Origin of the sequence: Vibrio inusitatus (genome assembly GCA_024346935.1) — a bacterium.
Classification (GTDB): domain Bacteria; phylum Pseudomonadota; class Gammaproteobacteria; order Enterobacterales; family Vibrionaceae; genus Vibrio; species Vibrio inusitatus.
This window is the reverse complement of record AP024879.1, coordinates 1,193,493-1,219,616: the sequence shown is the minus strand read 5'-3', so window position 1 is coordinate 1,219,616 and position 26,124 is coordinate 1,193,493. Positions and strand designations below refer to the sequence as shown.

The window sequence follows — 26,124 nt, the reverse complement described above, 5'->3', positions numbered from 1 at the left end:
GATCTAGAACCCGGTACCAACAGTAAAGTAGAGCGCTTGCTCTTCATCGCTAAAGCCTAGGTCGACTCCCATATGTAAGCCATAACGGCGAGCGATCTGATATCTAAAACCCGCACCATAGGCATCAACAGTGGTTGAAGAGGTCTTCGAGGTAAAACAGTTACTCGGGCAATTTCCTAGATCCAATCCTGTAGTCTCATTGCGAGTATGGCCTAATCCATAGAATCCTAAAATGGTCCAACGATTATCAATACGATACATCAGCTGAGCCTGAGCTGTAGCCACTTGATCACCCTGATAACGATAGGAGGATATTCCTCGGAGATCGATATAAGGGTTGGCTGTAGGAGTAAGCATGGTCTCATCAGTGCTAAGGGCATCATAGCTTGCTGCAAAGGCGACAATCCACTTTTCACCGATCGGAACAAATGCTTGCCCTTCTATAGAGAAAGTATCGTAATCGTGGTCGGCGCCTATCTCTTCTCGATACCACATATAATCGGCATTTAGAGAATAACCTTTGGTCGGAAAGAACATATTGTCACGACTATCGTACTCGACCACTAGGCCCAGACCTGAGTTATTGGTTTCATCCAGATCCATGAACTGCAAAGTTTTATCCACTAAGGTGTTGGACGATTCTAACGTAGATTTGCTCCACGTTTGTTTCGCGCCAAGCAACCAGTTGGTTTTGGGAAGACGAAACTGAATTTGTTGCATGATCACTGCAAAATCGGTTTCCGTATCGAACTTAAAAGCTTTGTCTTGAGGAAGTAGTCCACCAAAATCATTGTAGATATCGATATTTGCATGACCAATAGCGCCTCCACCCATATAACGAATACTGTCTTCCATCCAGGTACGTCTGTGTCCTGCAGCGACTACCCAAGTGCCATTCTCAGTGCCAGCCGCAGCTACTGCTGTCATCGCTGGAGGGACTAATTGCGCGCCGCCATCAAGGGACTCTCTTGCCATTTTTTGACGTCGTTCTTTTTCTTCATCGGTTTCGTGCAGAAATAATCCCGCAACGCCTCCGCCATAGCCCACGGCTGGCTCAGTAATAATGATAGGTACAGGTAAGAAGCCATACGCGTTGTTAGCTAGATAGTCTCCCATGTCAAAACGTCCATCAACGGGATCGGAAAAAGAGGCTATTGCTACTGTTGGAAAAACGCTTAAAGACAAGAGTGTCGCAAAAGTGGTATGTCGAAAATTGGTCACTGTAGAGCTCGATTTAGGTTGAAAAACGCGCTGATTTTACGGGGTTGCACGAAAGTACAAACTACAGTTTGATGGACAGCTTCCTACATAGGAATAGGAGCGTAAGATTAAGAAAGCTTTATCCATATTTTCTGCCAACCAAATACGCTCTTAATGTCTTCCTTCTTAGTTTCAAAAAATGATAGTAACCACTTCTTTTTGTAATGTTGAATTTCATCTAATTCACTATGAATTAAGATTTATATGTTTTTAGTTGTAAGTCACTTTTAATCGGCTTAGGATGCTCTCGTCGAATGGTCATTTCGATTTATTTCAGATGAGAGTTTCATGCCTTTATTTATTATCAGACGATTAGTTCTACTGCTACTTGTAGCAGCGCTTGCTCCTATGCAAGCCTTTGCGTCTGATGAGAAGGCGCAAGGGGTTACCACCGAACTATTATCTTATAGCCAGTTGTTCGAGTCAGAACCGACTCCCGCATCTGAAACCCCTACAAGCACTTCACATGTGCAGCACAATACTTTTGCTATTGTGCAAAATCAGCGCAGTGTCTCCGTCCCTAAGCAAGAACTAAACGACAACGAATACGCTCGCAATACCTCCAACCCTAATGATCATTGTATCAATGATGATATATATGCATTTCATGCGAAATGGCAAACTAATCTCGCTGCATTTCATCATGATAAAAGTGCCTATCGGCTGGGTGGTTGGAAAGATAGCAATGCCTTATACGTTGCACTGAACAGCCAGTTTTCTTCATAAGTACTATCCCCTTATTGTTCACTTAACGGTGAATACTTAACGATATCCGATGTCTACCTTTGCCAACAAAATTGGTAGGGGAATACGTGTTTATCGTCGATCTAAATTAATTAATTTAGCTCTGTCCTTGAGGACGGAGGGATACTCTATATATGAAGAAAAAAGCTATAACACCAACAAATAACAAACGACTTAATCGCTATTCCACTTGGAAATATGTCGTACTTATTATGACAGTTGTCATTCTCACACTTAGCGCTATTCCTACATGGTTTGGCGAGAAGCCTGCAATTCAGATTCAAGGTACTGAAAATACGGGGTTTAACACTTCAATTCAGACTTTAATGCGTTCGTTAGAAGATCAGGGTATACCGGTTTTATCCGCGACAGAGCAAGATAACCAGATCTCATTACTGTTTGATAACGAGTCTGATCAAACTCACGCACGCACTATTTTGAATAAACAGTATTCAGAAGAGTCCATTGCCTACTCTTATCAGTCTGTAGCGCCGCAGTGGCTGTCGAATCTGGGTATGAATCCTATTAAGTTAGGGCTCGATCTTCGTGGTGGTGTGCAATTTTTGCTGCACGTTGATGTTGATAAAGCATTGCAAGAGCAACAATCCAGCATAGTAGAGGATATCAAGGCACATCTACGTCAAAACTCGATTAGGAATGTGCAAGTCCGAGTAAGCAATGGTGATGCTATCAATGTAAATGTGCGCGATTCTAACGCTCAGCAACAGATGGTGGAATATGTACGCACTCAGTTTCCTGATTGGCAAATTAGTACGGATTCAAACGGCTTCATTTTGACGCAGAATGAACAACGTCGAACTGAGCTTCAGTCCACGATAGTGCAACAAAATTTGCAGATCATGCGAGGTCGAATCGAAGAGCTTGGCATTACCGAAGCTGTAGTGCAAAGGCAAGGATCGGACAATATTCGAATTGAGCTACCAGGTGTTCAAGATCCAGCTCAAGCTAAGAATGTGATTGGTGCAACTGCGAGTCTCGCATTTTATGAAGTGAAAGGTGCATCCGCAGCCTATAACAGTCAAAACCTTGTATTAAAGGATAATGACGGTCGCTCAGTTGTTCTTGAGAAAAGACCGGTACTGACGGGCGAGCATATTACCAATGCACGCTCTGGTATGGACGAAATGGGGTTTTCAGAAGTTAACATCACGCTTGACCATGCTGGTGGTAAGAAGATGAGCGACTTTTCAGCGACTCATATTGGCAAGCCTATGGCAACGGTCTATCGAGAATATAAAACCACTCAGCAAGGAGTGACTGAGCGTAGTGAGCGAGTGATCAGCGTAGCGACTATTCAATCACAGCTAGGAAGTCAGTTTAGAATTACGGGCGCAGGCTCAATGCAAGAGGCACAAGAGTTAGCAATGCTATTGCGAGCTGGTTCCTTAACTGCACCCGTTACCATAGTTGAAGAGCGTACGATTGGTGCTTCGTTAGGTGCTGAAAATATTCAAAATGGTTTTGCTGCTTTAGCTTTTGGTATGGGTATGACTCTGTTGTTTATGGCAGTTTGGTATCGACGTCTTGGGTGGGTCGCTAACATTGCACTTTGTACGAACATGCTGTGTTTGTTGGGCCTGATCGCGTTATTGCCAGGCGCTGTTCTTACTCTTCCGGGTATTGCAGGCTTGGTATTAACTGTGGGTATGGCCGTCGATACTAACGTGATTATTTTTGAACGTATTAAGGACAAAATGCGTGAAGGGCGCAGTTTTGCTCAATCTATAGATGCAGGATTTAATAGTGCATTCTCTACCATTTTAGACGCCAACGTTACCACTATGATCACAGCGGCGATTCTCTATTCAATTGGTAATGGGCCGATTCAAGGCTTTGCATTGACCTTGGGGCTCGGTCTATTGACCAGTATCTTCACCGGTGTTTTTGCTTCAAGAGCAATGATTAATTTAATTTGGGGCCAAGATGCCCGTCGTGAAGTGAGGGTGTAATCATGGTTAAGTTCTTTAAACATAATATCCGTAAGGTCCGCTATTTCACCACTATCATTTCAGTGTTGCTTACGGTAATTGCTATAGCAGCAATCGGCATTAAGGGATTAAACCTTGGGCTAGATTTTACTGGCGGCATGGTAACTGAAGTTCAGTTAGATAAATCTGTGTCGAGTAATCAAATAGTAAAACAATTACAACCTGAAATGGGCGAGTCGGTGAGTGTTACCTCAGCAGGGGAAGAGGGGCGCTGGGTGATTCGCTACTCGATTCCTGAAGATGGTTCAGAGGCAATAAATGTAGGCTCAGTGTTGTCGTCTTACTCAGATCAAGTTGAAGTTGTTAGCAATAGCATTGTGGGAGCACAAGTAGGACAAGACTTATTTGAACAAGGTGGATTAGCATTGATGTTCTCAATTTTGTCGATACTGGGCTATCTTTGTTTTCGATTTGAATGGCGATTAGCGAGTGGTTCATTGCTTGCGCTTTTTCATGATGTGATATTGGTTCTCGGGTTCTTCGCGCTTACTCAGATGGAGTTTAATTTAACGGTGTTTGCGGCGATTCTGGCGATTCTCGGCTATTCGTTGAATGACTCGATCATTATTGCAGACAGAATTCGTGAACTGCTCGTTGCGAAGCAAAATAAGAGTGTCAAGTGGGTGAATGATCAAGCGGTTATTGCCACATTCTCTCGGACAATGGTGACATCGGGTACCACTCTGATTACGGTTGGTGCATTGTGGGTGATGGGCGGTTCTGCTCTAGCGGGGTTCTCGACCGCAATGTTCATCGGTGTTTTATCTGGTACTTGGTCATCCATTTCTATTGGTACGGTTTTGCCAGAGTGGCTGAACTTGAAAGCTAAGCATTATCGGGCAGTTGAGGTTGATGCGGCGCCTTGATTAAGCTGAGTTAATTATTTACGTTGTGCGTTTCAAGCAAGCGATCCGAATTCAATAAAGTTTGGGTCGCTCGCTCATTTCCGTTATCGCTAACCTCCTTTTTCGATGCGCCTCTCCTTATCTTACAAATAAAAATATTTAGATATGATAATTTCATAGATTTTGATTGGTAACTGGCCGTGATCTTAAGTGGCATATTCAAGGGTTTTTTGCTATAAGCTTTTGATTTAAAAGAGCTTATATATATTTTAGCGATTTTGTATCTAATATTATGAACTGTTGATTTATTGACGCCTCAATTACATAAGAATTCTTCACCTCAACGCACTGACGTGCATAACCACTCCTTAGTAGCAACGCGATAAACGGGGGGTGTAAATAAAGAATTTTAATACTTGAGGTTTATATGAAGTTACATCACCTATTCTTACCGTTGTCACTACTTTTTACGGGTTGTGCTAGTTCACTACCGAATACCGATGAAGTGAAAGATATCGACACTAAACATTACTTTGTGGAAAGTAGTTTTGAAGATGGAAACGCAGGTATGTCCTGGATTGTCAAAGGAGCCGACCAATTCGACTTTAATGAGTTTCACTTCGAAAAAGTAGACGTGGATGAGACGGGTGTCGATCCTCATGTTTCTGAGGGAGTAGAACAAAAGTTTGCGAGCAACTTGCAAGAAAAACTGTCACAACGTGTAGCCTCGAAACTACCAAGTCACAAAACTAAAATGCTGCCTAATCGTGCGATGGATATTAGCCTTACTCTCTATGATATAGAAGACATGCCAGAAAACCTACGTGTTACTGAAGTGATTCCTGTAGGTACGGTAATTGGTGCGATTAAATACGCGACAGGAGTAAGAGACCGTTCTATTCGTTTAGTGGCGAGTGTTGACCTAATTGATGATCAAAGCAAAGAGCTCATTGCTCGTCGCCTATTTGTGGTTAATAACAATGGTGTACTGGAGAATGATGACTCACCAATCACTCTAAAAATGCTAGAAAAGAATGTTGATACCATCACAAACCAAGCCATCGATTTTGTTATGCACGTTGCGTATGAAGAAAAGGGCTAAGAGCGGAGATAGAGCTGATTATCAGCCCGTCGATTACAAAAGCTAGGAATAAGCCTCCATATCTCTAGATCGAGATATGGAGGCTTGCGAACTAGTGAGAGTGGATCTTAGCCTCGATATCTTTGAGGTTGCTGTTGAAAAAGAGTTTTCTCGCTAAATCAAGCACGACGGGTGATCCCGCTTCACGGATAGATTCGTAGTAGTACTCCTCTGCAGAGGCAGTGTTACCTGAGCTTTCTTCAATTTTGGCATAAAGCACAGTCGAAAAGATACTGAAGTGGTGGTTAGGGATTTTTTCTAGATATTCTTTCGCTCGTTTTGGCTCATCGAGAGATAAGTAATAGGCCGCCAGTGCATCATAGACCCGAAAAGATTCGGGGTTTGGTTCCATTGCCATGAGCTGTGACTTCATTGTTTGATTGAGCTGTTTCACTTTACTCTTCGAGTTAGAAGGCTCAGTAATGAAGATGCTAGCAAGTTCAAATATGTATTTGTCTGACGCGATTAAGTGATTATCTGGGGAAATCTCATAAGCTTGACCAACACTCTCAATGGCTTCTGCATATTTGACTGTCAAGCTATATCCTAGTGACTCTAGTACGTGATGAAGTGCTGCTTGATTATCAGGTAACTCGCTCACTTGTTCTGCAATGACGGATTTCGGAATATCTATTTTAAATGCATCAAGAAGATCATCGAGCATGACTTCAATGGTTGAGTGCAGAGTAGTAGACGGCTCAATAACGTAGCTACGATCTAGATGCTTAAAGTTGGATGTACGATTGAAATAAGTCACCGCCAATGATTTTCTATCACCGCTGCTCTCTGTTGTAAACGTAACGACATTCGCAGAGTTTGGTACGTATGTTTCATCAAATACAATGCGGTAATCTTTGTAGACAGTCAGATAATCCAGCAATTTTCGGATTATGCCGATAGTAAAGGGATCGTTTTTCAGATCGTCTTTTAGGTCGACAAAAATATATCGAGGCTCAAGAGATAGGTAGTGGATCTGTTGCTGGTCAGAAGTCACTGGATCTTGTGCAACAACGTCATCTTTCTGATTGGGTTGCATAATTAGAATACCTGCCAGAACAAGTACGATGATGCCAAGGATGTAAACTAGCGGTGATTTTTTAGGTGCTTTTGCTGTCGATGCTTGGGAGACTGCAACCTTAGGTTTCTCATCAATTACCGCTGCTTGAGGTTCGGCATCTGGCGTAATTTCTTCTGCTTCTAGTACCTCTATCTTAGTGGATTCACTAGCGGGAGCAGGAGCAGGAGCTTCGGGTTCTTTTTCTACGCGAATAGGTGCAGCTACTTTAGGTTTATCAACCTGCTGCTCAATATGTTCGATTTCAAATTTATAGCCACGTTTAGGCACAGTGACTATGTAGCCCATCGCATGTCTATTCGGGGCTTTTAATGTTTTTCGAAGCTCAAATATCGCTTGAGTGATGACCTGATCCGTCAGGATGGAACCGTTCCATACTTCATCGATAAGCTCGTTGCGAGAGAATACCGTATTGGGGTTCTGGCAAAAAAAGTGCAGAAGCTTAGAAAGACGGTTGTCTAAAGTAAAGGTTTCCCCTTGATAATTGAGTTTGTCTTCGTCTGGAGTAAACACCCAGCCATCGAAGCGATACGTCACATACTCTTTATCCATAATATTCTATTTTATCCATTAAATTGAGAGAGATTTCAGTGCTGACGGGCCATATTGTCCTTAAATGGTCCGTTTTGCTTATAAATGTTAACACCGTCTCTAGTGCTTGATGATGTAAATTCAAGCCTGCCATTAGAGAGTCATTGCTCAATGGTGGAGCCGTAAACCTAAATATAGTCAATTACTGGACAATGTCATAAAAAACAGTGAGATAAAGTATGCTTGGTTGAGCACTTGTTGATTAAAGTATTATGAGCTGAAGAGTTTCCCGAGAATGGAGAGGATGAAAGATGTTGCAAGCGGTACTATTTGATATGGATGGCCTCATTTTCGACACCGAATCGGTATACAAGAAAAGCTGGCAATTTGCCGCGCAACAGCAAGGTTTGAATATCACTGATGACTTTTATCAGCAGTTCATCGGCGTTCAAGATCCGGAGTGTGAACGTATTCTCGCAGAGCACTTTGGTTCAAAGATTGATATGACACGTTATTGCATGGTGAGAGACAAGCACTTTCATGCGCAGAGAGAGAAAGGCATTGCGTATAAGCCTGGCTATGACGCTTTGTTTAATGCGATTAAGCTACGCGGGTCAAAAATGGCTATTGTGACTTCCTCACATCTGCCAGAGGTACAGCATAACTTTCGTGATAGTGAGTATCTATCTGATTATGAGTTAGTTCTTACAGCAGAAGACGTTACGCGCGGTAAGCCACATCCTGATTGTTATCAAATGGCAGCTCAACAACTGGGTCTTGAACCTGATCAATGCTTAGTACTGGAAGATTCTAACAATGGGGTACAAGCAGGGCTTGATGCAGGTTGTTATGTAGTGATGATTCCTGACTTACTGCCACCCAAAGAGAACTTTTTGTATAGAGTTACGATACTAAAGCAGTTAGATGATGTGCTCGATATACTTGAAAACAGTTGTTAGGGCCGGAGAAAATACAAGATAACGCTTTGTGTTCGCATGGTTTTTGTTCATTTAGGGCAAAAAGCGCGCGAACGCTCATAAACAGTGAAATTAAGGCTTTTAATTTCTCATCATTATGGCATATTAACTGCGTCTACACGATGTGCGTGCATCGTATAATGGCTATTACCTCAGCCTTCCAAGCTGATGATGCGGGTTCGATTCCCGCTGCACGCTCCAATCTCTTTTCTTGTTTTACCAATCTCAATGCTTTGAAAATTAACGCTTTATTGCGTGGTTTTTTACGTTTGTCGATCCAATAACACTTCATCTTGTATCTATAAATCGAGTCGGTGTCCAATCGTATCCAGAGTTAGTCTTTAAACGGCAAAATGAGCTCAGATTCAAAATCATAAGCTCAATATTAGATTTAGTTATCAAAATTGTCAGTTTGATGTTCAAGCAACTCGCCAATAGTAATTTCTAAGTAACTGCATAAAGTATCAATCACGCCGATATCAACACGCGTCGCTGTGTCATGTCTACTCATGATATGTATCAAATCTGACTTGTAGAGATGGCGGTGTATTTGTTTCGTTCTTATCGTTAGGAGGAGAGGTATGAAGTCTTGTTCACTTTCAGCTATTCATTGTACCCGTTTGTGCTTTGAAGTGATTCAGCCCCCTGGATTTGGACAAATTACGCATGCCGATATTGAAGGGTTTAAAGAGGATATCTAAATCTTGGTTTGTGAATGTCCAGACCCGTGAGGCCAGAGGCGTATGCTAAAAAACATGTCTTTGCGACCAATGCCATTAATGGCGTTTTGAGTCGGGTTTATCACTTTACTAAGACGGAGCTTTGTTACTTAAATCTATGTAACAAAGCCCGTATTTGAACAAACTAGAGAGTTAACCACAGCAACGTTTTGTTTTTTTACCACTACCACACCGACAAGGACTATTTCGACCGCCACTAAATTGGTGGGTTGTCAGTTGTTGTTGAAGATAGAGATACATGATGTCTGATGCAGGTCGACCGCGACTGAGTAGATCACGCATCGTTTTCATGTCTTTTTCTGTGTGTTCAAAGAATGTTTTATAGCCTTCACAAAAGTAATTATGTCCAGGCTGGCCTGAATGAGAAAGCGCGAAGCGGTGTTTTGGACAACCACCATGGCATGCAAAACGATAGTCACATTGCTGACATTGTTTGGTGAGCGTGTCTTTTTTCGCTTGACCGAATTTATAGGCTTTTTCTGTTTGGTTCATGTCTTTAATGCTGTACTGATGCACGTTGCCAAGTTTATGTTCTGGATAGACAAAGTGATCACAATTGTACATATCACCGTTGGCCTCTAAGATGAAAGCGTGACCGCAAGTCTCTGATTGAACGCAGATACCTGACGGTTCGTTACACCACGTTGCCAACGTTGAATCGAAAGTATTGACGAATATCTTACCGACATCCTTTTTCACCCAGCGATCAAAAACACGATTAAGAAATTCGCCGTAAGCTCTAGGTGCAACAGACCACGATGTGACATTCGAGTCTTGTTTGTGCTCAGGGCTAATTAGATATAATCCATTCTCTGATTCAGTTTTTGCTTCGCGCTCAACAATAGGGATGAATTGCAAATAAGATGAACCAATATCCACGAGGAAATCATACACTTCCTCTGGGTACTTCGCGTTTTCGTTATTGATTACGGTCAGAGTGTTGAAATCGACTTTGTGTTGTTTCATTAAATTGATAGCACTCATGACTTTCGCGTGGCTGGGTTTGCCTGAGCGCGAAAGGCGATAATGATCATGGACATGAGCGGGTCCGTCGATTGATATTCCGATTAAGAAATTGTGTTGCTTGAAAAACTGGCACCATTCATCATTTAGAAGTAAACCGTTTGTTTGAAAAGCGTTAGTGATGCGATGATGTTTTTTATATTTGTTTTGGAATTCAACTGCTTTGCGGAAAAAATCGACGCCAAGCAGTGTCGGTTCGCCTCCCTGCCATGCAAATTCAATATGTTCAGCGTCTTGGGCGTCAATGTATTGTTTAACATACATCTCTAGCGTACTTTCCGACATTTTCCATTGGCTTTTTCGCTCAGGGTAAAGCTTCTCTTTCTCTAGATAAAAGCAATAAGTACAATCTAAATTACAGACTGAGCTGCTTGGTTTTGCCATTACGTGACATTGATTGACGGAAGACATGTCTTCTCCTTGGGAGCTGAAAGGCATATTTGAGTTGTAACGTTTATCTTTGTATAAATACTGTTATATAGGGCTTTCTGGAGAGTGAACTACGGAATAGTCACTATTAAAGTCTAAATTAGTATAAACGTTTATATTGATGTGATTTATACAAGATATAGATAGTCTATTCAAGCGATGTACGGTCACTAGCGACGTTAGCCTTAGGCTTTTTTTCAATAATGTGACTGTGATCTGCACCTTAACTCATCCGGTAATTGAGCTATAAAAATCCATCGTGATTGACGTTAAATGGGATGGGGACCCTTTTCAAATTCTTAGTTTGAGATGTTGAGTATTGATTGGTTCCGTTACGTTATAGTGCTGAACGTTCGTCATTTGTTCTATACCGATTCAGAGAATAAAGTTGAACGTTTGAAGTGACATTTTTATTTTGAATTGGTGCTAGTGACAACCGTTTGATAGCAAAAAGCCAATCACCATATTTAGCTGTGGTGATTGGCTAGTGTATCTAGCTAATTCTATTTTTCTTATTCGCGACCACGCCAACCGTTAGTGTATGGATATCTATCCTTATTCCAACCCCAGCGTGAATCTTCGTTATATTCGTTCCAACGTTCAAATTCCGTTTTTAAACGTTCAACCTGTTCCGGGTATTGAGATGATAGGTCATTGGATTCGCTGATGTCTTCACTGATTTTATACAGTTCATATCGAGGGTTTTGCACATGAATGTTAGGTACAACCAGTTTCCAATTTTCATCTCTGATCGCGCTGCGCGCTGCCGTTAACCAATAGAGATAGCGAGACTCAAGCTTATCAACCTTTCCGGTCATACGAGGCATCAGGTTTACACCTTCTAACTCCCACTCTTCTTTTTCTTCAATGCCTGCGATAGCAAGCGTTGTTGGCAATATATCTAACGATACTACAGGATCATCTATCACTTGATTCGCTGGGACATGGCCACGGTAAGAAATCGCAAATGGAACGCGGATACCCCCTTCCCATGTAGTTCCTTTTGTTGATCGTAGTGGTGAATTAATTGAACCGTTATTGTCTGGCTTGCCACCATTGTCTGACATGAAGATGATCATTGTATTTTCCATCAACTCATGTTGCTCTAGCTTATTGACAATTTTACCTACATTTACATCCATATTGTAGGTCATTGCGACTGATTTCCTGCGCAAGGGGTCAGAGATGTGAGCAAACTTTTGCAAATCAGAGTGTTTCGCCTGCATTGGACCATGTGAGGCGTTGAAAGGCACGTAAAGGAAAAATGGACTATCTTTATGTCTATCAATAAAATCAACCGATTCATCACCAAATATGTCAGTTAAGTAACCATCGAAATTTTCTATTACTTCGTCGTTCCTATGAATAGATGAATGGGCACTTTCTTCTGAATTTTCAACGTTTCGACCACTTATGAAATAGTCTGCAGCACCGTTATTAAAACCATAAAACTCATCGAAACCTCGGTTATGAGGCCAGAATTTTTTGTCATCGCCGTCGTGAGACTTACCGATGTAGCCAGTGGTATAACCTGCATCTTGGAAATAGTTACCAAAAGTTTTAACCGACAAATCAAGACCTTGTTCGACATTTTTATCTCTAACGCGCGGGCCAATGTTGTCGTGATACCCAAATCGCTGTTGATATCGCCCAGTCACCAGTCCCGCCCGAGAAGGACCACATACGGAGCCTGTTACATAACCCGCGGAAAAGACAACACCGTCTTTTGCCACTTTATCCATATTCGGAGTGACAATATCATCCCTTAAATTTTGAAAACCCATATCGGCGTATCCGATATCATCAACGAATATCAGCACAACATTCGGTTGTTGATTTTTGGAAACTGGGCTTTCAGTAGTTTCAGCGTAACTGCCTCCAGCGATAACCGAAGCGATAGCAAACCCGATACCTTTCTTTATAAACGTAGGTTTCATTATTGCGATGTCCTTTAAATGCGTTCTAGTACGACTAATGTGGTAAACAAGCCCGTTAGAGGAGAAAAATAACGAGCTTGAAAATAATTGAAGTTGAAAGGTTACTTAGATTGTTGGTAGCGTTTTTGGTCTTCTTTGCTTACTACAGCCGTCATGGCTTTTTGATATGCCTGCCAATGTGGTTTACGTGCCTGTAGGTGTCTATCTGACCCTCTACCATATAGCTCTATTAATTTAAGGTTTGCGACTTCAAGATCTATTTTTGCAACAAGGATCGCGTCTGATTGACTTTGTGAAAGGTCAAGAAATGCCGTCATCGCCTCTGTTTCTTTAGTGAAGTGTTTAATCGCATTTTCTGATAGTTCGTTATTTGCAAAGACACTCGTTGACAAAAAAAGTGAAGTGATAGCAGTTGCTGTAATAATAATTTTTTTCATGGGTAAGACCTTATTTGAGTTAAACGTTTCGCGTTTATGTTGCTACTCTATATTTTTTCATTTAGTCGATGCAAGTCTACTAGTCGATGAGTGTGATTTTGATCAACCTCTATCATATTATTTAGTACCAGAAATACGTAACAATCTAGCCTTTATTTTTTCATCAATAATGTTTAACAACTGTGACTTTGAATTAGTATGGGATGTAACGATTCCTCTAGTATTATGTTGAAAAAATATTGGATAAAAAACACTTAACTCCCCTTTGTTTTCGGTCTCTGTAAGGTCAAATAGACTAAGTTGGATACCCTCAAGGTGTAAAGTAATATAGATATTGAAATTAAGGCTGGTGCGTTATTGGTAACGTATGTGGTTGGTATATACAGAACATAATTTGTGTCTAATTGTTAGCAATTTAGTAGCTCGTGATTCAGCGCACACTCTATTAGATTTCATATTGTAAGGCCTATAGAAACGTTTATACTGAATTTTAAAGCTTCGCCCTCAAGTCTATATTGTGTCGGCATGCAAATTATTTAAAGTTGGAATCACTAAAATGAAAAAGAAGTTAGCGGCTTTAGTTGTTGGGGGGATGCTGTCGATTAGCATCTCAGCACAAGCGTCAAACAATGTTAAGCAACAGTCTATGTCCAATGCAGACCAAAAAACCGATATTGAAATTATTGAAAGCCTATACCGTGGTGGATATGCGTATTGGCAACAACTTAGGAATGATAACGGTTCGTACGAAGATAAATTGCACCTCAATGGGCATCGTGATCATCTAGGTTCGATCGCAAACTCTGGGATGGGTTTGATTGCTTTAACTATCGGTCACGCAAATGGTTGGGAACCTGATGCAGAACTGTTTGCGCTACAAACCCTCCGTATGCTAGCAGGGGAAGATCCTTCAATCACTGTCCCACAAAATGCGACCAATACCTTTATTCACTTTTATAACACCCAAACAGGTGAAGCTTCAGGTGATGATTGGAGTCCGGTAGACAGCGCTATTATGATCCTTGGCGCCCAATTTGCTAAAAACTACTTTAGTGAGAATAAAGAAATTTCACGATTAGCTGATTTTCTATATCGAAATACCGACTTAACACCTTATATTGCTGATGTAAAAACAGGTAGAATTTATTTAGCTCAGCATACAGATGGCACATTTAAAAAGTGGAAAACAAAAGCATTTAACGAATACATGCTTGTAGCTTCCGTTGCAAATCAGCAAGCTAAGGATACATCCTTAGAGACCCAAAACGCTGGGAACGCACGTAAATTTTGGGACATTTGGTATTCTTCCACAAAGTATCTACCTGTTGCCAAATACAATAATATTCCGGTCCTTTCAGAGGGAGAAACATGGTTCACGTCGCAGTTTAACTTCCTATTTAATAACTATTTGATAAATGACTTCTCAAATAACCCTCAATTTACAGAGGCATTGATAAGCTCAACTAAAACCGATTACGCTTTTTGGCAAGATGTAGAGATTGAAGGCGTCAATATTAAGGAATATGAGTGGGGAAGTGGTGCGGGTGCATGTCCTAACGGCTATTGTGTTGATCGCTTCCACTTTGAAGGTGACCGTCAATTCAATGACAATCTAGTGGTATCACCACATATCTTAGCGGGCTATCTTCCTTTTAATGAACGAGCAAAGTCTGATCTTATCGCGACATATAGAGACGACTCTATTAATGCTAAGTTCGAATTAGAAGGTGGCTATGAGATTCTTTGGCGTTATAGCCATGACCAACCAGAATGGAAAGCGGAATGGATTGAAGGGGTAGACTTTTCTACGTTCCTATTTGGGCTGGCTGCAATGCCCGAGCACCTTGGTATTGAATTTTTTAACGAAAACAATCAATACCAAAAGTGAAATTCAAAATAAACAGTAACATCAAATAAAGCAAATAATAACATAACATAACAGAGCGGGGTGTATTCGTACGCACCCCACTTATGCTCATCTTTAATAGGCTGAAAAATATGAATATTAATCGATCTATTCTCTCTAAAGGGATAGGAATATTATTAATATCAAATGCAATGGCAAGTTTTGCTGCAGAAGACGCAAGACCGAACATATTATTTATTTTTTCTGATGATCACGCGAATCAGGCGATCAGTTCTTATAACCCGACATTGGGCCATACGCCGAATATTGACAGAATTGCTGATGAAGGTGCGATTTTCGAACGAGCCTTTGTGACTAATTCCATTTGCCAGCCAAGTCGTGCATCGGTGATGACGGGTAAGCATTCTCACAAAAATGGCGTTATTGATAACTCATCTCGTTGGAATCCTAATCAAGTGATTTTCCCTAAAATTATGGAACAGAGTGGCTATGACACTGCCTTAATTGGCAAGTGGCACATGCACCCGACGCCGATTAACGAGTTTGGCTATTCTCTAGTATTAAATGGTTCGGGTGGGCAGGGTACATATTACAATCCTGAATTTATTGATCAAAAAGGTGATACTGAGATTATTGAAGGGTACTCGACGGATTTAATCACGGATATGTCGTTAGATTGGCTTGAAGAGAGCAGAGATGTAGATAAGCCATTTTTGTTGAAGGTACAATATAAAGCGCCCCATACACCGAGGCGACCGCCTGCACGTCATATGAAGACCTTTATTAACCATAACTTCCCGACACCTGATACGTTATTTGATGATTATGCTACACGAGGCGATCATGCAAACAATGCTTGGATGCAGCTTTACGGTATGACACCTGTTGGCATTAATGCATTCCCGCCGGCTTCAAGCACTCCAGAAAAAGCTCGTATTCGTAAAGAGTGGATTAAGAGCATGACAAATGATGAAAAATGGCACTTTGACCAATTTATCAATCGTCTTAATGAAGAGCAGTTGGCTGCATTTCATGATGCTTACGATGACGTCAATGTCGATTACTGGGAAAAAATGAAAGACCCTATGTATGCACGCCGCTGGGGTGATGTACCACGAGATCTAAAAGTAGCTCGAACGGAGTACATGTACCAACGCTTCATGCGTGACTACATGGCGACAGTTATGACGATTGATGAGAATGTAGGTCGTATTCTTGACTACCTTGATGAATCGGGGCTTGCTGAAAATACTATCGTCGTTTATAGCTCGGACCAAAGCTTCTTCATAGGAGAGCATGGTTGGGCAGAAAAACGCTACATGTATGAAGAAGGTTTTAAAATGCCATTCATGATTCGTTGGCCAGCAAAAATTCCTGCAGAGCAACGTCCACAAGCGATGATCCAAAATATGGACTTTGGGCCGACCTTTTTAGATGCTGTAGGCATAAAAGCGCCTGAAGAGATGCAAGGAAAATCGTTCCTTAAAGTATTGATGGGCGAAACGTCTGACGCACAATGGCATGAAGAACGCCCAGTAGTTTACTACCACTACTACATGGAAGGCGCACATAACGTGCCACGCCATGATGGTGTAAGAAGTGAGCGTTACAAGTTGATTGATTTCTACTCTCAAGAGCAAGGTAAAGGCATTTTTGAGTTGTACGACTTAAAGATGGACCCTAAAGAAGTTAACAACGTTTATGGGGACCCAGATTATAAGGAAGTACAAGATAAAATGATGAATGAGCTCGACAATGCGAGAGTGATATATGAAGTCCCTGCTGACTATTTCAAAGCACCATATCCTTTCATGATGAAAAGAGAGCGTGAGGAATTAGGTCTATGATCGGCTAATTTAGAGTTAAAGCTGTGTTGTGTCGTAAAATTTACAATGATCACACTTTATGCTGGTGCGGTAGAATGGAGGTAATTAAGCTTTCTAAAGTTCGATTTTGAACTTACTCTATTTTAACGTTTCCATGAACTAATTAAATTTGCGCAAGGAAACATAAATTTGCTAATTACTATTTTAAGAATATTCTTTTAAAGTTATTGAATGTATTGGGATTAAACGTTTTGATAAAATCCCAAGTATTATGGGTTTAAGAAAAGTTAGTTATTACTCCGATTTATAGCCGCATTTTTGTTGCTATAGTGATAGTGCACTAGTTGATGTGACTTGTTAGTCACCACTTAAGGCGTTGTACTCATTGTTCTAGAGCGGCTAAGCATAGTTGGTATCGACTTAGGTTTAGTTCGCAATAGTTCTCTAAATGCAGCGAATCAACATTATCAGGAGAGCATATGAAACTTAAGGATAGTCTTGTTATTCTAATTGGCATTATTGGACTTGCTGGATGTAGTTCAACAAGTAGTAGCAGTGTTGCTTCTAATGATTGGGAGCAGCGCGGTTACGATTTAGCACTACAAGGTAAAGCGTTAGTAATTAATGAAATGGTGCCGAAAGATAAGCTAGAACTCTTTCGTAAGGGATACTCGTATGGGCTTGCAACGTTTTGTTCGCAGAACGGTGTAGACGTGGCTTGGAATGGTGTGGACTATGAAGATACTTGCGACGATGTAAACCCGCTATTTACACCACAATATGCGATGGGTATAACTGAAATGCAGCATATGGATTGGGGTAGTAATCGTCAACAAATTGAAGAGTTTGGAATAGCTGAAGATTATGAGTATTCAATAATATATGAGTAGATATTGATTATTCTAAATTAATAGAATAACGGATGGATTGTTTTTCTTAACACAATCCACGTTATTCTTATTATTACGATCAAGTGCTTATTTTTACCTGATAATATTGTTATTGAAAGTTATTTCTCATGTTCTTATCCATGCGTTTTATTTAAAACCTATCAACGCATTTTATTTTGCAAATCAGTTCACTGTTATAATTTTACGCTCGTAAAGCGTTTGATTAATAGGTTTGTGGTTTGGCAGTTTGACGAAGTGATTATTTTATCTATGAGGTTTAGTGTCGCTAATGTTTTTCTTAGAGCGAGAGGCTCATTCTTGAAGTTGTTATTAATTATAAGTTGAAATTGTCAGTAAACTTCGTTTCGTCCCGTAATTTAGTTAATGATGCTTACTAATTGTAGGAGGAGCTTAAAATTTTAACAAAATAAAACTAAAGTAAGGTGACGTTAATATAATGAAAAAGTTTTTTTTTCTGCTATTGATCCTAGCAGGATGTGGTGGCGACTCTTCCCCTCAACAACCAACGCCTGATATTCCTATTATTGAAGATAATGTACTCATTGAAAGTTGGGAATACTCTGGCGGTAAACCTGACCTCGTTGCCGCGGCTCGTTATGCAGGGCTATACGCTGTCGCCGATCGTAGTTCGAATATGATCGAAATTTTGGACATAAACCAGAAGCAGGTTGCCCTCATTAATGAGGCTGAATTATTGGCTGTTTTGCCTACGGGCACTAGTTTATTTGGTTCTCAGTATGGGCCTGTAAGTTTGGCTTTTTCCGCATCAGGCCGATTATTGTTTATTGGTATCAGCGGCGATAATTATGGTGCTATTTTGCGTTTCAATACGGGAAATCACTCGTTATCTCTCTTTGTTGAGAATAGGGCAATAGGAGGTGCAGATGGCAACCTTGCCTTACTGCATCATAAAGGAGAGCTTTGGTCAGCAACAAATGCAGGACAATTGCTTCGCTATCGAGCTGAGCGTAATGATAAAAGGGGTATTTTGTTATCGACTTTGTCTGTATCTACTGAAGAAGATGAACTGACCTTTGTTAGTATGACTGTCGACAGTGCAGATCAAGTGGCTTACGTAGCTTCATCAAATACGCTCTATCGCCTAAAACTCCCCGGAAATGTCTTAACGCCAATAGCGTATATTGAAGATTTAAAATCTATCAGTTTCGGTCGAACCTTTGGTAGTGAACTGCAAGGGGGACTTTATCTAGCCAGTGAGCAGGGGGATTACAGTAATCTTCTGTTTGTTAATACCTCTACATTGCGTCAAGGACGTTCGGTTAGTCCGACGTTGTATAGCCAGTATTACTTGGCTAGCGATATAGCCACTACCGCCGATGGTCGAGCCCTTATCGCGGCTGAAGACGCTCAAGTGATCCGAGATAGCACAGATCTGCGCTTTAGTTATCAGGATTGGTTGCGTGATGAGTATCAACAGTATGTTGTGTTTGCTAAAACAGTTCTTTGGCCGGATGGTAAGCGTCAAGGTTGGGTCAATGGTGAAGAATCTGCCATTGGAGTTAATCGTTATTCAGTAGCAAACAGTGGTTCAGCAGGCTGGGTTATCCTAATGTTGATGACTCATGAGTTAATGTTTAACGAATCAGCTGAAGATGACGTGGAAAAAATCTTAGTTCGGCATGCAGGTTTACATCCTGATGGTGTTATTCCCGAAATAACGGATGATGGCTTTTTTTACGCTAATTATGAAACGGAAACAGGGGAGGGGACTGCTCATGGTGGTGACAAATTCGCATCAATTTATACAACGAGTAAAGTGGTTCAAGCCGCTATTCATGCTCGTGAACATTACGTTGATAACCCTACAATTCAATTAGCTGCTAACAAGATCATTGGCAGCCAGAAGAATTATGCAGATTATCTACGTGGTTATGGTCAAGTAGTACAGCAAGCCTATAACTTTGGACCAGCACCTGCATCAAAATTGGAAACTATCACGCCATATCAAGAATCTTATCTTCTGTCAGAGCTTGCCAGTGCACAAGACCCTATGGCTTATTACTCTTATCAGGATTGGTGGAAAGATAGAGAAAACCACGACTATTTAACTCAGTATCTTAGTCATGAACCCGTCATTAAATGGAATATCCCATCTTTTGTTGAGCAATATGCACACATTCTGTTTAAGGATCGTCGAGACAGCGAGGGGTGGAAGGAGAATTTCAAACACTTTTATGCTCATTTCGCTGCCTGGACAGATGATAATAACCCTGACTATTTAACAGTCTTCTCCGCGGGCGCGACCAAAACGGAAGGCTACAGTGCTGATAATATCAACAATCATCCTGATACTATTGTTCATTTTCCAGGTGTGCTTGGTTTTGGTATGTATGGAAATACAGCCCCTATTGTTGGTGCTTATTTTGCATACCGCGATGGTGCTAGACAGAAAATGAAAGGTCAAGAAGGAGTGCTCGCACCTGACGGTAGCATCGGTGCCGAATTGCTTACCCGCTACTCAAATGAAAATCCTGATTGGGTTGTAAGGCGGTTGGCAATACCTGATATGGTGTTTGGAATGTATGGTCTTATTGAGCAGATGGAAGACAGCGAGGGCAATATAGGAATTATTGATCGTCTTGTTGCCAGAGACTCCACCGCTAAAGATTTTATCACGCCGACGACTTCTCACGATTCTGAATTTGTGGCTGAAAAGTTTGAAAAGAAGCTAGAAGGATGGGATACAGGTTGGACAATTCAAAATGGCATCGCGGCCTTTTCTGCTATTGATGGGGACAATCTGCAGCTAATAATGCCCTCAAATGCACCATTAAATGACGTTACAAAGGTGTATCGCGATCACTCGCTGGATCCGTTTGATCCTATTGGCACTCGATATATTGTCTCTGCGTATCTCGACTCGAAAGATTTCGAAGTTTCCCAGCTTTGGGTTTATGTGGAAATTTTAAAAAGTACTGACCCAACCTATCGACGTAAGGAAGGAGGAGATGTCGTCCGGTATGATGTTAATCAACGTGAGATTTTCTATTCAGGACGTCGAGTAGATGCCGATGAAGACATATTTCGAATGGTGTTTCGCCTTAACAAGAAAGAAGGCGTATCGAACCGAAGTGAGAAGGCGATTGTAAGTCATATTAGGTTGAACAAGGAGATGCAGTAACTTCACTTGCTATCTGGTTAGCATCTAACAAAGTGATCCTTGTTGGCACTACCACAACGAAGCAGTGTAGACTCTCGTGAATGACACATTTTCAGAGCGCCACTCGTATTTAAGTCCTGCTAGGTTGTGTAAGAATCAGCCTATAAAAGGACGCTGTATATTGTCTTTTAGTTGTCGTTAGGTACCGGTTTAGGGTATCGGTACCTAGCCTTGGAAATCAGACTGAGGTTTAATTTTATTAACAGATAGTACATTTCTTAATGACGAAACAATGAAGACAAAAAATTCAATACTCAAAGAGGTCGAGTATTGAATTTTTAGTTAATTTTATTCTCGTTAAAATTAACCGACTTCCCCTCCATTTTGATTAATATTTTCCCCTTACGAAATGCATCCTAAATGACTCGTTTGATAAGAGCAGAATTGAACGAAACGTCGAAAAAAAAGTGTGATGTAAGTTCATCATTTCGCACCTTTTTTTGACATGGCATAGCTAGAATCATAGTATTTGCTGAAACGTTTCTATAAACATTATCCGGAAGAGTACGCTTATGGCTCAGGTTAAACTCAAAAATATCAATAAGATTTATAAAGGTGGTTTTCACGCTGTTCATGACTTCACTCTCGATATCGAAGATGGAGAGTTTATGGTTTTAGTTGGCCCGTCTGGATGCGCTAAATCGACCACGTTAAGAATGATTGCTGGGTTGGAAAGTATTTCGAGCGGCGATCTCGTCATTGGCGACAAGTTGTGTAATGACGTACAGCCAAAAGATCGTGGTATTGCCATGGTGTTTCAAAACTACGCACTGTATCCACATATGACTGTACGTGAGAATCTAGCGTTTGGCTTGGAAACTCGTAAAAAAGCCAAAGCTGAAATATCGAAACGTGTGAATGAAGCAGCTGACATACTAGAAATAACCGAGCTTCTTGACCGCAAACCTGGTCAAATGTCGGGTGGCCAGTGCCAACGCGTAGCATTAGGTAGAGCAATGGTGCGAAAACCAGAAGTCTTTCTTTTCGATGAGCCGTTATCAAATTTAGATGCAAAACTACGTGTATCTATGCGAATGAGAATTTCCCGCTTGCATGAAGACCTTAAAAAGTCGGGCAAACCGGCCACCATGATTTATGTGACTCATGATCAGGTCGAAGCATTGACCATGGGAGACCGAATCTGTGTACTCAATCGAGGTGCAATCATGCAAGTCGATTCGCCAATGAATTTGTACCATAAACCTGCCAACAAGTTTGTTGCTGAGTTTATAGGTTCACCAACGATGAACATGCTGTCTGGTGAGTTAATCGAAGGGTCTGATAATAGTGTAGTTGCGAAGGTAAACGGAAATTTATTTACGTTCCCTGAAGATAAACAAAGTCGCCTTAGAGAATATGTCGGTAAAGAGGTGTATCTGGGGATTCGTCCTGAGCAACTCTCCATGCGAGCAGGAGATAACAGTTTTGACGCTTACATTACGGAAGTTGAAGAAATGGGCTCTGAATCTTTCCTTTATCTTAATTTCAATAGTGAGCAGCTAATTTGTAAGGAAACTGATCCTGAACTGTTGTTATGCAAGCAAAGTGTACACAATGTGTCACTGAATATGAATAAAGTTCATGTGTTTGACAAAGTCACAGAAAAAAACATTTTTCTCTAAACCGAAGACCCATTTTTAATTTTAGCAAGTAGGTAATTTTACATGATTCATGCAATTTCTGATTCATTTCACTCAATCAATAACGGGCACCTGACGTTAGATTTCTCAGAGCACAACGTATTGCATACCATCAAGCATGGTACGGTTATGCTTAACCTATATAGCCCGAGCGAGTTTGAAAGTGCTTTAGGCAATATTTACCTTCGTACTCACCATGAAGGTACCATTGAATTTACTCCATTGATGCATTTCAACAAAGAGATGCGTACTTATCGAAATGACGATGGATTAGTTGTTTGGGAAACCAAAACAGATTCTTTTTGTGCCTCTGTCACCATTTCTTTCTCACCAGTTTCTGAAAAATTGTATTTCACAACTAAGGTTAAGAACGTCTCTGCATCCGACATAGCGTATGATCTTGTTTTTGGTCAAGATTTAGCATTGGCTGACGAAGGCGCGGTAAAAAGTAATGAGTGCTATGTAAGTCAATATCTTGATCATCAAGTATTTGAAACAGAAAATGAAGGCTATGTCGTTTGTTCACGTCAAAACCTCCCTCAAAGTACGGGTAATCCATGCACTCAAATCGGTTCTTTGACCGACAAAATTGTAGGATATTCGACGGATGGTTATCAGTTTTTTGGCAAAAGCTACCGTTTTGAAGCGCAGCCAGAAGCGTTGTACCAACAACAACTAGAGAATTATAAACTTCAGTTCGAAATGGGCTATATTGCCTTACAGACTGAAAAAATTTGTTTGTTGGCATCAGAAGTTAAAGAGTCAGTTTTCTATATAGATTTCGGTATGGATCTTCCACTTTCTAATGTAAGCAAAGCTAAATCGCTTAACTGTCTTCGTGAAGAATACGTTCAACCCAATGAAAGTTACGTATCAGAACAGTCATTGATTAATTTCTATTTAGACACATCCAATAGCGTTGTTGGTGAAGATTTTTCTTTAGCTGAAGTCGAAACGTTTTTCTCGAAAGAGACACGCTTTTCAGAAGAGAATAATGGCCAACTATTATCGTTTTTCTATGGTGACAAGAAAGGCGAAAGTCGTTATGTCACACTAGCAGGTAAAGAGCGACTTCTTGAGCGTTCAACCGGCCATATGGTGTCAACGGGCAACAATCAGAATTTTGAAAATGCTGTGATGAGTTCGACTCATTGTATGTATGGTGTATTCAACTCGCATATTGTTCTAGGCAATACATCATTCAATAAATTGCTGGGTGTTGAACGTACTTCACTGAATATGTTTAAGTTTAGTGGTCAAAGAATTTGGGTGAAAGAGGGTGAAAAGTACTGTGTTTTGACAATGCCATCTGCATACGAAACCGGTCTTAACTTTTCCCGCTGGATCTATAAGTACCAAGGCGGCTACATTATTGTGACTAGTTTTAGCTCACAAAATCAAACTGCCGTTCAACTTGATATTGAAACGCAAGGCTTGTCAGGTGCATTAGATGTTGTGATTACCAACCAGTTATTAATGGGTAATAACGAAAACGAAAACGATGTAACCGTGACATGTGAAGGAAATACGTTCCGCGTTGATGGTAACAATGAACTGGTTGGTTCTACCTATCCAGAAATGTCATACGTGATTGCTGCAAGTGATTTTGTCACTGACTCTTCTACGATTGTTTGTAAAGAGTCGACTCGTTATCTTTTACTTACAGGTTCTGTAACAGATAAAGCGACCCTAACTATCTCTGGAACATTGGATGGTCAAACAGGTTTAGATACAACAACATTAGATTTTGATACTGAAGTTAAGGCTTATCAAGAGGCTCAAAGTGGTTTGTTAAATCAGTTCCATGTTGAGTTTGAAAATGACGCTTACAACGCACAAAAATTGAATGATACTATGCAGTGGTTTACCCACAACGCATTGGTTCACTATGCGACTCCACATGGATTGGAACAATATTCTGGTGCTGCTTGGGGAACGCGCGACGTATCCCAAGGTCCATTTGAGTTGTTTATGTCTATGCAGCGTTACGATCGCGTGATTGATTTACTTGATACTATTTACAGCCATCAACACATTGAAACTGGCACCTGGCCACAATGGTTTATGTTTGATAAATATTCAAAAATTCAACAAGAAGATTGTCATGGCGATATCGTGGTTTGGCCGTTAAAAGCAATTGCCGATTACATCACGACGACAGGTGATATCGATGTTCTCAATCGCGAAGTACCTTACACAAGCATTGAGAATGGATTCGCATTCACTAACGAAAAATACACAATCTTTGCCCATGTAGAGCGCCAAATTAAGCATATCTTTGACAACCTAGTACCTGGGACTCACCTGTCTTGTTATGGTGATGGTGATTGGGATGACACGTTGCAACCAGCGAATCAATCATTGCGTGAGAATATGGTCAGTGGTTGGACAATTCCTTTGACACTTCAGTCGTTAAAGACACTGAAAAAAGCATTGAGTTCGCATAAACAATATGGCGACTTTGTTAATTTAATCAGTGAACTCGCAACTAATATGGAAGCTGACTACAACAAGCTTCTTGTTAAAGATGGTGTAATTGCAGGCTTTATTCATTTACCAAACAAAGATGTGAATAAAGTTGAATATCTTCTACACCCTTCAGATGAAAAAACAGGTATCAAGTACCGCTTACTTCCAGCATCGCGTTCTATTATCTCTGAGACATTCTGTAAAGAGATGGCCGAAAGTCATATGAAGATTATCGAAGAGAACTTAGTTCATCCTGATGGGGTGCGCTTGATGGAAAAAATGGCCGAATATAATGGTGGTAAACAGAGCTATTTTAAACGTGCTGAATTAGCTGCAAACCTTGGCCGTGAAGTAGGTCTGCAATACTGTCATGCTCATATTCGTTTTATTGAAGCACTTTGTAAGATGGGTAAAGCGGATAAAGTACTAGAAAACTTGTACAAAATTATTCCTATAGGCATTCAGCAGGCTGTGCCTAATGCTGAAATTCGTCAATCTAATGCGTACTTTTCAAGTTCAGATGGCAAATTCAACGATCGCTACGAAGCCTATCGTGATTTTGATAAATTAAAATCGGGTGATGTCGCAGTTAAAGGTGGATGGAGAATTTACTCTAGTGGTCCTGGTATTTACATTAACCAAGTGATCAGCAACGTTCTTGGTGTTCGTTATGAAAACGATTGTCTTGTTCTAGACCCGATTATCGCGAAATCAATGGGTAAAGTAAGTTTAGATTTCACGCTTTACGGTAAGCCTTGCAAGTTGAATATTATACCGGAATCGGGTGAATTTACTCCGAAACGAATTGAGTTAAATGGTCAAACTATCACGGTGTCCTTGACTGAAAACCCATACCGAACTGGAGGGGCTGTTGTTGATAAAGCTATTTTAAACAATACGCTTCAGAATAGTGATAATCAGCTGACAGTTTGGCTGTAAGGTCATATTCCCCTCACCTCGTGTGAGGGAAATATATACCTGAATTTGAATGTTACTCACCAGAATTTAGCCTAATACTGATCAGTAGAAACGATTAATCTAATGCAGTATACTTCTATAAAATAGTTAGAAAATGCAAGTGA

17 protein-coding genes and 1 tRNA gene are annotated in these 26,124 nt (G+C 40.7%); 12 read left to right on the top strand and 6 right to left on the bottom strand.

Annotation, left to right across the window (positions count from 1 at the left end; genetic code table 11):
- Positions 1 to 3: 3 nt before the first annotated feature.
- On the bottom strand, positions 4 to 1,116 hold the full coding sequence (locus OCU48_RS18265; RefSeq protein ID WP_371859125.1) for a BamA/TamA family outer membrane protein: 1,113 nt from the start codon (positions 1,114 to 1,116) through the stop codon (positions 4 to 6).
- A gap of 432 nt (positions 1,117 to 1,548) precedes the next feature.
- Between OCU48_RS18265 and OCU48_RS18260 the strand changes: the two genes are divergently transcribed.
- From OCU48_RS18260 to OCU48_RS18245, 4 genes are all read left to right on the top strand, one after another.
- Positions 1,549 to 1,986, top strand: a complete 438-nt coding sequence (locus OCU48_RS18260) for a hypothetical protein (protein ID WP_141346303.1) — start codon at positions 1,549 to 1,551, stop codon at positions 1,984 to 1,986.
- A gap of 152 nt (positions 1,987 to 2,138) precedes the next feature.
- Complete coding sequence (secD, locus tag OCU48_RS18255; protein ID WP_141346304.1) at positions 2,139 to 3,974, top strand: protein translocase subunit SecD; 1,836 nt, start codon at positions 2,139 to 2,141, stop codon at positions 3,972 to 3,974.
- A 2-nt stretch (positions 3,975 to 3,976) separates the two neighbouring features.
- Positions 3,977 to 4,879: a protein translocase subunit SecF gene (gene secF / locus OCU48_RS18250; protein WP_141346305.1), complete on the top strand. Its 903-nt coding sequence runs from the start codon at positions 3,977 to 3,979 to the stop codon at positions 4,877 to 4,879.
- Between the two features lie 406 nt (positions 4,880 to 5,285).
- Complete coding sequence (locus OCU48_RS18245; protein WP_141346306.1) at positions 5,286 to 5,960, top strand: DUF3313 family protein; 675 nt, start codon at positions 5,286 to 5,288, stop codon at positions 5,958 to 5,960.
- 91 nt (positions 5,961 to 6,051) lie between these two features.
- Here the strand turns inward: OCU48_RS18245 and OCU48_RS18240 are convergent, their stop codons facing one another.
- Positions 6,052 to 7,626 carry a winged helix-turn-helix domain-containing protein gene (locus OCU48_RS18240; protein ID WP_141346307.1) on the bottom strand — a complete coding sequence of 525 codons (1,575 nt, stop codon included), beginning with the start codon at positions 7,624 to 7,626 and terminating at the stop codon, positions 6,052 to 6,054.
- A gap of 290 nt (positions 7,627 to 7,916) precedes the next feature.
- Here OCU48_RS18240 and OCU48_RS18235 point away from each other — a divergent pair, with 290 nt between their 5' ends.
- Both OCU48_RS18235 and OCU48_RS18230 read left to right on the top strand, forming a co-directional pair.
- Positions 7,917 to 8,564, top strand: coding sequence for an HAD family hydrolase (locus OCU48_RS18235; protein ID WP_141346308.1), 648 nt, complete (start codon positions 7,917 to 7,919; stop codon positions 8,562 to 8,564).
- Between the two features lie 144 nt (positions 8,565 to 8,708).
- A tRNA-Gly gene (locus OCU48_RS18230) sits at positions 8,709 to 8,783 on the top strand.
- 190 nt (positions 8,784 to 8,973) lie between these two features.
- On the opposite strand, the gene OCU48_RS18225 is transcribed toward OCU48_RS18230, so the two are convergent.
- From OCU48_RS18225 to OCU48_RS18210, 4 genes are all read right to left on the bottom strand, one after another.
- Positions 8,974 to 9,093, bottom strand: a complete 120-nt coding sequence (locus OCU48_RS18225; RefSeq protein WP_141346309.1) for a helix-turn-helix domain-containing protein — start codon at positions 9,091 to 9,093, stop codon at positions 8,974 to 8,976.
- A 361-nt stretch (positions 9,094 to 9,454) separates the two neighbouring features.
- Positions 9,455 to 10,756, bottom strand: a complete 1,302-nt coding sequence (locus tag OCU48_RS18220) for an anaerobic sulfatase maturase (RefSeq protein WP_141346310.1) — start codon at positions 10,754 to 10,756, stop codon at positions 9,455 to 9,457.
- Between the two features lie 530 nt (positions 10,757 to 11,286).
- Entirely contained in the window at positions 11,287 to 12,711 is a 1,425-nt protein-coding gene (locus OCU48_RS18215; protein WP_141346311.1) for a sulfatase-like hydrolase/transferase, read from the bottom strand.
- A gap of 101 nt (positions 12,712 to 12,812) precedes the next feature.
- Positions 12,813 to 13,148 carry a hypothetical protein gene (locus OCU48_RS18210; RefSeq protein WP_141346312.1) on the bottom strand — a complete coding sequence of 112 codons (336 nt, stop codon included), beginning with the start codon at positions 13,146 to 13,148 and terminating at the stop codon, positions 12,813 to 12,815.
- 556 nt (positions 13,149 to 13,704) lie between these two features.
- Here OCU48_RS18210 and OCU48_RS18205 point away from each other — a divergent pair.
- The 6 genes from OCU48_RS18205 (at position 13,705) to OCU48_RS18180 (ending at position 25,981) form a co-directional block, all read left to right on the top strand.
- Positions 13,705 to 15,036, top strand: a complete 1,332-nt coding sequence (locus tag OCU48_RS18205; protein WP_141346313.1) for a hypothetical protein — start codon at positions 13,705 to 13,707, stop codon at positions 15,034 to 15,036.
- A 110-nt stretch (positions 15,037 to 15,146) separates the two neighbouring features.
- Positions 15,147 to 16,862 (top strand): sulfatase family protein, encoded by a 1,716-nt coding sequence (locus OCU48_RS18200; RefSeq protein WP_141346314.1) that lies wholly within the window; start codon positions 15,147 to 15,149, stop codon positions 16,860 to 16,862.
- Positions 16,863 to 17,320: 458 nt separating this feature from the next.
- Complete coding sequence (locus OCU48_RS18195; protein ID WP_141346315.1) at positions 17,321 to 17,731, top strand: DUF2799 domain-containing protein; 411 nt, start codon at positions 17,321 to 17,323, stop codon at positions 17,729 to 17,731.
- 457 nt (positions 17,732 to 18,188) lie between these two features.
- Positions 18,189 to 20,894: a hypothetical protein gene (locus tag OCU48_RS18190; protein ID WP_141346316.1), complete on the top strand. Its 2,706-nt coding sequence runs from the start codon at positions 18,189 to 18,191 to the stop codon at positions 20,892 to 20,894.
- A 551-nt stretch (positions 20,895 to 21,445) separates the two neighbouring features.
- Positions 21,446 to 22,555: an ABC transporter ATP-binding protein gene (locus OCU48_RS18185; protein ID WP_141346317.1), complete on the top strand. Its 1,110-nt coding sequence runs from the start codon at positions 21,446 to 21,448 to the stop codon at positions 22,553 to 22,555.
- 42 nt (positions 22,556 to 22,597) lie between these two features.
- Positions 22,598 to 25,981, top strand: coding sequence for a GH36-type glycosyl hydrolase domain-containing protein (locus tag OCU48_RS18180; protein ID WP_141346318.1), 3,384 nt, complete (start codon positions 22,598 to 22,600; stop codon positions 25,979 to 25,981).
- The last annotated feature ends 143 nt before the right edge of the window (positions 25,982 to 26,124 follow it).

Excerpts from the sequence above, each read along its gene's own strand:
- OCU48_RS18235 (WP_141346308.1), top strand. The coding sequence starts at position 7,917 with ATGTTGCAAGCGGTACTATTTGATATGGATGGCCTCATTTTCGACACC.
- OCU48_RS18195 (WP_141346315.1), top strand. The coding sequence starts at position 17,321 with ATGAAACTTAAGGATAGTCTTGTTATTCTAATTGGCATTATTGGACTT.
- OCU48_RS18220 (WP_141346310.1), bottom strand. The coding sequence starts at position 10,756 with ATGTCTTCCGTCAATCAATGTCACGTAATGGCAAAACCAAGCAGCTCA.
- OCU48_RS18225 (WP_141346309.1), bottom strand. The coding sequence starts at position 9,093 with ATGAGTAGACATGACACAGCGACGCGTGTTGATATCGGCGTGATTGAT.
- secF (WP_141346305.1), top strand. The coding sequence starts at position 3,977 with ATGGTTAAGTTCTTTAAACATAATATCCGTAAGGTCCGCTATTTCACC.
- OCU48_RS18210 (WP_141346312.1), bottom strand. The coding sequence starts at position 13,148 with ATGAAAAAAATTATTATTACAGCAACTGCTATCACTTCACTTTTTTTG.
- OCU48_RS18200 (WP_141346314.1), top strand. The coding sequence starts at position 15,147 with ATGAATATTAATCGATCTATTCTCTCTAAAGGGATAGGAATATTATTA.
- OCU48_RS18190 (WP_141346316.1), top strand. The coding sequence starts at position 18,189 with ATGAAAAAGTTTTTTTTTCTGCTATTGATCCTAGCAGGATGTGGTGGC.
- OCU48_RS18180 (WP_141346318.1), top strand. The coding sequence starts at position 22,598 with ATGATTCATGCAATTTCTGATTCATTTCACTCAATCAATAACGGGCAC.
- OCU48_RS18205 (WP_141346313.1), top strand. The coding sequence starts at position 13,705 with ATGAAAAAGAAGTTAGCGGCTTTAGTTGTTGGGGGGATGCTGTCGATT.
- OCU48_RS18240 (WP_141346307.1), bottom strand. The coding sequence starts at position 7,626 with ATGGATAAAGAGTATGTGACGTATCGCTTCGATGGCTGGGTGTTTACT.
- secD (WP_141346304.1), top strand. The coding sequence starts at position 2,139 with ATGAAGAAAAAAGCTATAACACCAACAAATAACAAACGACTTAATCGC.
- OCU48_RS18215 (WP_141346311.1), bottom strand. The coding sequence starts at position 12,711 with ATGAAACCTACGTTTATAAAGAAAGGTATCGGGTTTGCTATCGCTTCG.
- OCU48_RS18260 (WP_141346303.1), top strand. The coding sequence starts at position 1,549 with ATGCCTTTATTTATTATCAGACGATTAGTTCTACTGCTACTTGTAGCA.
- OCU48_RS18265 (WP_371859125.1), bottom strand. The coding sequence starts at position 1,116 with ATGGGAGACTATCTAGCTAACAACGCGTATGGCTTCTTACCTGTACCT.
- OCU48_RS18185 (WP_141346317.1), top strand. The coding sequence starts at position 21,446 with ATGGCTCAGGTTAAACTCAAAAATATCAATAAGATTTATAAAGGTGGT.
- OCU48_RS18245 (WP_141346306.1), top strand. The coding sequence starts at position 5,286 with ATGAAGTTACATCACCTATTCTTACCGTTGTCACTACTTTTTACGGGT.